Here is a 7,714-nt window from a genome sequence, read left to right as displayed (position 1 = left end):
GGATTGGAGAATGCCGGGGGAGAAATTCGCTACCAAGCCAGAGTCAAAGAGATTATTCTCGAAAACTGCCGCGCAGTGGGGGTACGGCTGACCTCTGGGGAAGAATATCGGGCGAAGCGAGTGATTTCTAATTCCACTCGCTGGGATACTTTCGAGAAACTGCTACCGAAAAGCCAAATGCCTGCCTCGGAAAAGCGATGGCAGCAGCGTTATCAAAAGTCGCCTAGTTTTTTAAGCTTGCATTTGGGGGTAGAAGCGTCGGTGTTGCCGCCGGGAACGGAGTGCCACCACATCCTCTTGGAAGATTGGTCGCAGATGGAAGCCTCGGGGGGAACCATTTTCGTCTCAATTCCCACCCTACTCGATGGCAACCTCGCCCCAGAAGGCTACCACATCATCCATACCTTTACCCCCTACACCATCGATTCCTGGCAGGGGTTCTCGTCTCAGGAGTACGAGGCGAAAAAAGAAGCAGCCGCCTGGGAAATTATCGATCGCTTAGAAGCCATTTTCCCCGGATTGGATGCCGGACTCGACTACATGGAAGTGGGAACGCCGCGTACTCATCGCCGCTTTTTGGGACGAGAGGACGGAACTTACGGTCCCATTCCCCAGCGCAAGCTGATGGGATTGTTGGGAATGCCTTTCAATCGCACGTCGATACCGGGGTTGTATTGCGTAGGGGATAGTACGTTTCCCGGACAAGGGTTAAATGCGGTGGCGTTTTCTGGGTTTGCCTGCGCCCACAGGGTGGCCACGGATTTAGGATTTTAGGGAAGGGGGAAATGGTCTGATGAATCAAGCATTGCCATCGACATCTCCAGAACCATCTGGAAAAGAACCCTGGTTGGCGGTCTGTTTGTCTTCGCTATTTCCTGGCATCGGGCAAATTTACTCGGGGCAAAAATTCCGAGGGATTTTCTGGATTTTGAGTTTTACGATTTTTAGTGGTTTGGGTCTATTCTCTCTCCTGACTCAAACCGGTAATATCTTACTGGGTGTGGGAAGCCTGTTACTGTTGCCGATCTTTAAAATCTCGAATCTCTTTGATGCCTATACCTGTACTCGAAAATCGAATTCTTCTGAATTTGAAGAACTCCGAAAACAGAGTAAAGACCCTTGGGCAGCGGTTTTTCTATCAACAATATTATTGGGGGCGGGACATTTTTATATTGGGAACGGATTGTTGGGCAGTATTTTACTGTTTTTTGTTGTTGCGTCCTACTTCATTCCCACACTTGCCATTCTTCTCTGGCTGCTTTCTCCCTTGGTTATCTATCATGTCTACAGAACAACCCCCACGCAGCGCGAAAAATCAAAACGTTTTCTGATTCCGATCGCATTACTAATAACTATTGGTGCGGGTTTAGTTTCAGGTATCGTACAGGTTTCGATTCGGGAGTTTGTCGCTGAGTCCCGCTATATTCCAACGGGTGCGATGATTCCAAACTTACAAATTAACGATCGCTTAGTGATTAATAAGTTTATTTACCAGGTTCAAGACCCACAGCGCGGCGATATTGTTGTCTTTAATCCACCTGAAGCTCTACAACGAGAGGGATTTAAAGAAGCATTTATCAAACGAATTATTGGATTACCGGGAGAAACGATCGAAATTATCGAAGATCGAGTCTACATCAATGGAAACCCCTTAGACGAACCCTATCTCGATGAAAGTCGTAAAACTAGGGTAGATATTTGTCGCAATCAAAATTCTTACTTTTCTCGACGGGAAGGCGAGGGGCAAGAGATTTGGGAAGCCACGGTGCCACCGAATTCTTATTTGACGATGGGAGATAATCGCGAAAACAGCTATGATAGCCGCTGCTGGGGAACGGTTTCCCGAGAATATATTGTGGGCAAAGCCACTAAAATATTGTGGCCGCTAAATCGGATGGGAAATATCGATTAACGCAATCGACTGACGAAAAATATAAAAAAAGTACGGCTTCCAAGACCTAATAAAAAGTATCAGTTTTTATGACGATCGATCTGGTTTTTCTCCCCGCCCATCAACTCGCACAACTGATTCGCGATCGCCACGGAGATCGATACGATTGTGGGGAACTTTAGAAATCCCGTGGGTTATTGAATCTGCCGTTAAGAGAAAAAAGCAGATGCACCAGCTTGTAAATAATGCATAATATGCTAGAAATTGCAACCCCATGCAAAAATACTCACTCAAAAAATTGTGTTTTGAGAGCAAAGGACGTTTGACCGGAAGAGCGATCGCATTTTCCCTTATCTTCGCTGTAATAGGGCTTTGAGAAAGGTTTAGCTGTGAAGCGAATACAGAAACAAACCCAACCATGTCTTTAAACTTGACAAAATCTTACCACGCTCCGGAAACCCTTGTAAACTCGTCGTGCAACTTCGCAGAAAAGCCGCAAATTCCCCCTTGAATTCATCGTATATATTTGATTATCTAATTTTTTTGTGATTTAAAATTATTTTTGCTAATTTATTAATGCCTCAGACCTGGCAAATTAATTCAGAAAACAGTCATCTCCACAGACAAATTTTTCGCGGATAAACATCACCCCAGCGCTCTCTAATATATTGAACTTGCTGTTTTTGCCAGACAAAATACCAGACCAGTAAGTCAAGGAGACGCAACACACCACCATAGATTAAACCATCGCCGCCTTGAAAAAAAATGATTAGGGCGATCGAGTTGACAGTTAGGCTAATATACAACCAAGATTTTCCCGATTTCATTTTTTGAGTAACTCCGAGAGTTCTCCAATTTTTCAAAATTAGCCAAGACCCCACGACTGTTGTCAAAAAATACGCAACGATCGCCACCGACTCGGGATTGTAAAGTGCTGGAGCTTCATCGGTTTGAGAATTTTCCGATGAATGGGGGTCATTCGAGGAACTCATTCTTCAACAAAAAATAATGAAACGTCGCCAAATTATTCGATCGATATTTTTAGGAAGTACCGCTTTAAGTGTATCGCTTTTAAATTCCCGATCGCATTCTACCGCTCAGTCCAATTTAATCCAATATCAGAAAAAGAACGATCGCAAATCCTATGACTGGGTTTTTCTATACTGGATGCCATACGACAACGATCTATCTCGTTTCGGACTAGAAATCATCGAAGCGATCGCCACTGGAATTCGATCGGAGAATATTTTAGTCGCCGTTGAAGCAGATTTTTTAGCAGCACCGAATATTACTCGATATATCCTTACCCAGAATAAAACGCAAACCCAAGACCTTCCGATTTCTAATAGTGCCAGCGACGATGCCTTTGCCGAGTATTTAACCTGGGCGCGATCGCAATTTGTAGCCAAACATTGGGCGATTGTTTTTCTCGGACATGGTGGCAATACCAATGAAATTAGTCCCGATATCCATTCGGGTATCGATGGAAATTCTTTGCAATGGATGAACATTCAAAGTGTTGCCGATCGCATTCTCGAATTCAATCGAAATATTGACGATCGCATCGAGCTATTCTTTTTCCAAAACTGCAATAAAGGAACCCTCGAAGCCCATGCGACGATTTCAGAGATTTCTCGGTACACCCTATCTTCCCAAAAACTGCTCGGCGCCCCCAATTACTATTACCCCAACTTATTTCAATGGCTGGGGAAAAATCCCGAAGTTTCGGGGGAGCAAGTCGCGCGTAAAATTGAGGCATACGAACGCAGCGACATGTACGTCAGCTATACGGTGACGAATAACTCAATGTTTGGCGAACTTAACCGTTATCTCGTGCCTTTAATTGATGCAGTTTTAGCCGCAAACTTGCAAAGTGTCGAACTGTCTCGAATTCCAACTTACGCTTATTTCGATGAAATGCAAGCCGATGCGATCGAATTTTTTACCACCGTCGTCGATCGATCCAATGCCGATCGCGAAAAATTGAATCACTTTATCGAGTTCGTACAACAAAGCACAATTCATTTGCCAAATCCAGAGGAGAATGCCCAAACTCGATCGGGACTGGGTTTATTCGTGCCTACCCGCCGCCAACAGCTCGATCGATACCGAGCTTGGCAAACCTATACTGACTTGAAGCTTCTCGAGCTTTTCGATGCTATATTCGACGCAACCCCAAGACTAGGGGAGTGAGTAGCAATTGATACTCATGTCCCGTTCGTACTCGGATTGCATATATAGCGGCTCTCACACTCGTGAGGTACAAAGTTTCTGGGTTGAGGAAATACTGAATCACATCTGTGCTTTCGTCGAATGCGACCTGAATTTCGATCGAGGCTCTCCTAAACCATAATGGCTCCCTGCCGCTTGAGAACCTCTTTCGCTTCAAAAGAAAACCCCGAATTTTCTCGAAACCGAGCACCTTTGACTTTAGCTTGACTGATATTCGTACCAAATAGGTTCGTTCTCTTCAAATTGGCTCCATCCAATTTGGCATCCCGGACATTCACGTGCCGCAGCAATGCTTCACACAAATTGGCATCTCCAAGATCGGTTCGGATTAACTGACTGTAGCTCAAGTCAGCTTTGGTTAGATTCGCACCCTTCAAGCAGGTATCGTTGAGAATGGCTCGACGCACGGAGGCATTGCTCAAGTCCGCATCGTGCAGCTTCGCGCGGCGAAGTTCGCTATGGTTGAAGTTTGCATAACTCAGGTTTGCCCCAGCGAAGTTGGCACTGATGAGGTGCGCCTCGCAGAAATTGACATGACTTAGGTTCGCTCCGGTTAGGTTGGCATGGCTTAGGTTCGCTCCGGCGAGGCTGGCATGACTCAAATCGGCTCCAGCCAGGTTCGCATGGCTCAAATCGGTATCGTGCAGTTCGGCATGACTCAAATCGGCTCCAGCCAGGTTCGCATAGCTCAAATCGGCATTATTCAGGAGGGTACCGTTTAAGTGGGCATTTTGCAGATTCGCACGGCGCAACTCCACTGCACTCAAGCAAGCTTCAACCAGAGTGGCATCCTGTAAATCGGCACGGCGCAAATCGGTTTTTTGCAAACTCGCACCGCTTAAGTTCGCTCGGTTCAAATCGGCGACGGTTAACTCACATCCATCTAACACGGAGCCACATAAATTGGCATCGCTGAGTTTAGCCAGGCTCAAATCGGCACGACTCAGATCCGCCCCACGCAGATCCGCTCCCCGCAAATCGGCAGCTCTCAACTCGTCACCATGTATTTCGGCACCGGCGAGATCGGTGTTGCGCAGATCGGTTCCGGTCAGTTGGGGAAATAGACGGTAGGCTTCGAGATTTAAATGCGGCTCTCGACGATCGTTTTTAACTTTGACCAAATTGTACTGGATATTGTCTGTATAGATGGCAAAAACCAGTTTGAAAATTTCTAAAAATTTAATAAACCACTGACATTCATCTTCGGGATATTTTTCGTAATAACGAATGAGTTTAGCCAGTCGAATATCTAAATGAGACTGAGCGTGTTTGCAAATGAGAATAATCTTTAGTAAGAGAAAAACAATTGTGGTTGATGTTCCTTGCGTATTAATCAAAATAAATACATCTGATGGACTCTCGTTAGTCTCAGTTGTAATAAATTCGATCGTTCGCTTACAGGTTCTCAAGCATAAATCGAAATTTAATCGATCTGATTCTCGCTCTACATAAAGATTATCGATTTTCTTAAAAAGTTTATCTCGAACGACTTGAACTTCGTTTTGATTGCTAATTCCTAAAATCAAATAATTTTGCAAGCTTTTTTTAAAGCTTTGATAGGAAATATTTTCAATTTCTCGATTAAAAATCTCGGCATAATAATTAAAACTTGAGGAGAGATGCTTGGGAACGAGAGTCTTGATTAAATGAATGACATCAACTTGAATTTGGGTGATGCTTGATGAGAGATTATTTTCGTGAAGGTCGCGATCGCAGCGGGACACGTACATTGCAAGATCGAACTTAAACTTAAGCTTAAGTTTTTGAGCGAGTTTTCGGGCAATTTCTCGCTGTTCGAGAGGATTCTCGGCATTTAGATATTGAGATGCAAGAAGATAGGAGGTATAGCGCTGACTCCAGCTATCTTTGCGATCGCTCCCAAAAGAGGCAAAGAGTTGTAGTTCTTGAAATTCTACACTGTTGACAAAATTTAAGAGCCAATTTCTTAAACGATTGAGACTAAAAGATAATGTCTCTTGGCTCGTACTCGCTCGTTCGAGGAGCTTAATTAAATCTTGAATGGGCTTATACTGCCGGTTAGAAGACCAGTTATTAACTAAAATATAACAACAGCGTTTAAACGTACTTCTAAAAACTTCTTCATCGTTATAAAATATTAGATTATAAATAGACTGAGAAACTGAAGGGCGAGTATAACTATGACAATAGACAAATAATTGCTTGAACTCTTCTATAATATTGTCTGGAGAAGATTTTTTAACGATTTCTAAAAAGAAACGATAGATTTCCTCTCGATCTTGGTTAATACTGTGGGTGTTTTGTTGTGATTCTCCGCTGAAATCGGAAGACAAACTCAAATCCGACCGATCGGATAAAATATGCTCCGTCATACGAAATCAAATTCTACTCGCTTGCAACACAATGTAATGTCCGGAATCTGAGAAAGACCTCATCGTAGCACTGAATTTCGATTGTCGATCGCTTATATTCCGAGATATGAGTGAGTGTAATGTTTAAAGTTTTCGTAAAGCTGGCGTTCTTCAGCCGACGGAGTCTCGTCCTCCTCCCCAGCAAGATGCTCCCGCGATTTATCGAGCGATCTAGTCTTCCCAGACGCCGATCGGCTTCAAAACTCACCCGCAGCTCGGGTATACCACTCGGTGCTAAGGAATACTCAGATGTGAGTTCTCAAATTTCGATCGCAATGGGGTTCGATGCGTCGATCCCGATGGTTTGTTTTGAGGTTCTTCCTCAGAGTGAGAATTCCTCTAAGCCCTCATCGCAGTGTTTTTTCAGGCTCCTTTGCTTTTCTCCCGTTCCCAAAACCCAAAGCGTGCAGCACGATATCTTGGAGATTGACAAATTGACGAATTCTTGACAATTGGAATCTCGAAAAAGGCTGTAGGAGCGAGCCTCGATCCAGACTTTCGGACAACAGAACCTAAAATTTTGGCTCTGATATTTTGGGGAAATCTCGTGTTGGTAAGGGCGATTGAAATATTTGACGGGCAATTCCAACACGACCTCACAAGTTCAAATTGCGTATTTTGCGTATTTACAGTCTGTATTAAAAGTTAGGATTGTTTTTTTTAACTTAACAGTACCTCACAATTTTGTTAAGACTGACTGCAAAGTGAATTAAGATCGCTGAATCGATCGATAATAATTTTACAAAGAAATCAACTGACTCTCAACAAACAATTCCTCAAGACAGATTTATCTTTGTGGAATCGATCTTTCTCGTGCGAGCGCAACTTCTGCCCTCCTCAAATCGGGGTCGTTTTCACAACTCACTGACGATCTCAAACAATAATAGATTTCAGGAGAATATGATGATTCAAAAAGGAGTATCGGGCTGGCGCAATATTGCGATCGTTGGCCCGTATTTGAGTGGAAAAACCACCTTACTTGAAAGCTTGCTCTCGGTTTCCGGAGCGATTACTCGCAAAGGTAACGTTCGAGATGGCAATACCGTCGGCGATAGCGCCCCGGAAGCCCAGCAACGGCAGATGAGTGTGGAAGTTGCCGCCGCGAGCACCGAATACGGCGGGGTGCAGTTCACCTTTCTCGACTGCCCCGGTTCCATCGAATTTGCGATCGAAACCTATCATGCTCTGATGGGTGTGGGAG

Annotated in this window: 6 protein-coding genes; 4 read left to right on the top strand and 2 right to left on the bottom strand. The window is 44.3% G+C overall.

Features of this window, described 5'->3' with window-relative positions; genetic code table 11:
* Both IQ235_RS13140 and lepB read left to right on the top strand, forming a co-directional pair.
* Positions 1 to 774: FAD-dependent oxidoreductase (locus tag IQ235_RS13140; protein ID WP_264321909.1), on the top strand; the 774-nt coding region annotated here is incomplete at its 5' end.
* 19 nt (positions 775 to 793) lie between these two features.
* Positions 794 to 1,912 carry a signal peptidase I gene (gene lepB / locus IQ235_RS13135; protein ID WP_264321908.1) on the top strand — a complete coding sequence of 373 codons (1,119 nt, stop codon included), beginning with the start codon at positions 794 to 796 and terminating at the stop codon, positions 1,910 to 1,912.
* A gap of 590 nt (positions 1,913 to 2,502) precedes the next feature.
* Here lepB and IQ235_RS13130 read toward each other — a convergent pair.
* Entirely contained in the window at positions 2,503 to 2,883 is a 381-nt protein-coding gene (locus IQ235_RS13130; RefSeq protein ID WP_264321907.1) for a hypothetical protein, read from the bottom strand.
* Positions 2,884 to 2,899: 16 nt separating this feature from the next.
* Here IQ235_RS13130 and IQ235_RS13125 point away from each other — a divergent pair, with 16 nt between their 5' ends.
* Entirely contained in the window at positions 2,900 to 4,084 is a 1,185-nt protein-coding gene (locus tag IQ235_RS13125) for a clostripain-related cysteine peptidase (protein ID WP_264321906.1), read from the top strand.
* A 149-nt stretch (positions 4,085 to 4,233) separates the two neighbouring features.
* Here the strand turns inward: IQ235_RS13125 and IQ235_RS13120 are convergent, their stop codons facing one another.
* Positions 4,234 to 6,474, bottom strand: coding sequence for a pentapeptide repeat-containing protein (locus tag IQ235_RS13120; protein ID WP_264321905.1), 2,241 nt, complete (start codon positions 6,472 to 6,474; stop codon positions 4,234 to 4,236).
* A gap of 942 nt (positions 6,475 to 7,416) precedes the next feature.
* Between IQ235_RS13120 and IQ235_RS13115 the strand changes: the two genes are divergently transcribed.
* Positions 7,417 to 7,714: GTP-binding protein (locus IQ235_RS13115; protein ID WP_264321904.1), on the top strand; the 298-nt coding region annotated here is incomplete at its 3' end.

This window comes from Zarconia navalis LEGE 11467 (assembly GCF_015207075.1).
Lineage (GTDB): Bacteria > Cyanobacteriota > Cyanobacteriia > Cyanobacteriales > Geitlerinemataceae > Zarconia > Zarconia navalis.
The sequence above is the reverse complement of the archived record's forward strand: the minus strand, read 5'-3'. Positions and strand labels throughout refer to the sequence as shown.

What these genes read in the sequence shown, in the direction of transcription:
- IQ235_RS13130 (WP_264321907.1), bottom strand. Translation starts at nt 2,883, where the DNA reads ATGAGTTCCTCGAATGACCCCCATTCATCGGAAAATTCTCAAACCGAT.
- IQ235_RS13125 (WP_264321906.1), top strand. Translation starts at nt 2,900, where the DNA reads ATGAAACGTCGCCAAATTATTCGATCGATATTTTTAGGAAGTACCGCT.
- lepB (WP_264321908.1), top strand. Translation starts at nt 794, where the DNA reads ATGAATCAAGCATTGCCATCGACATCTCCAGAACCATCTGGAAAAGAA.
- IQ235_RS13120 (WP_264321905.1), bottom strand. Translation starts at nt 6,474, where the DNA reads ATGACGGAGCATATTTTATCCGATCGGTCGGATTTGAGTTTGTCTTCC.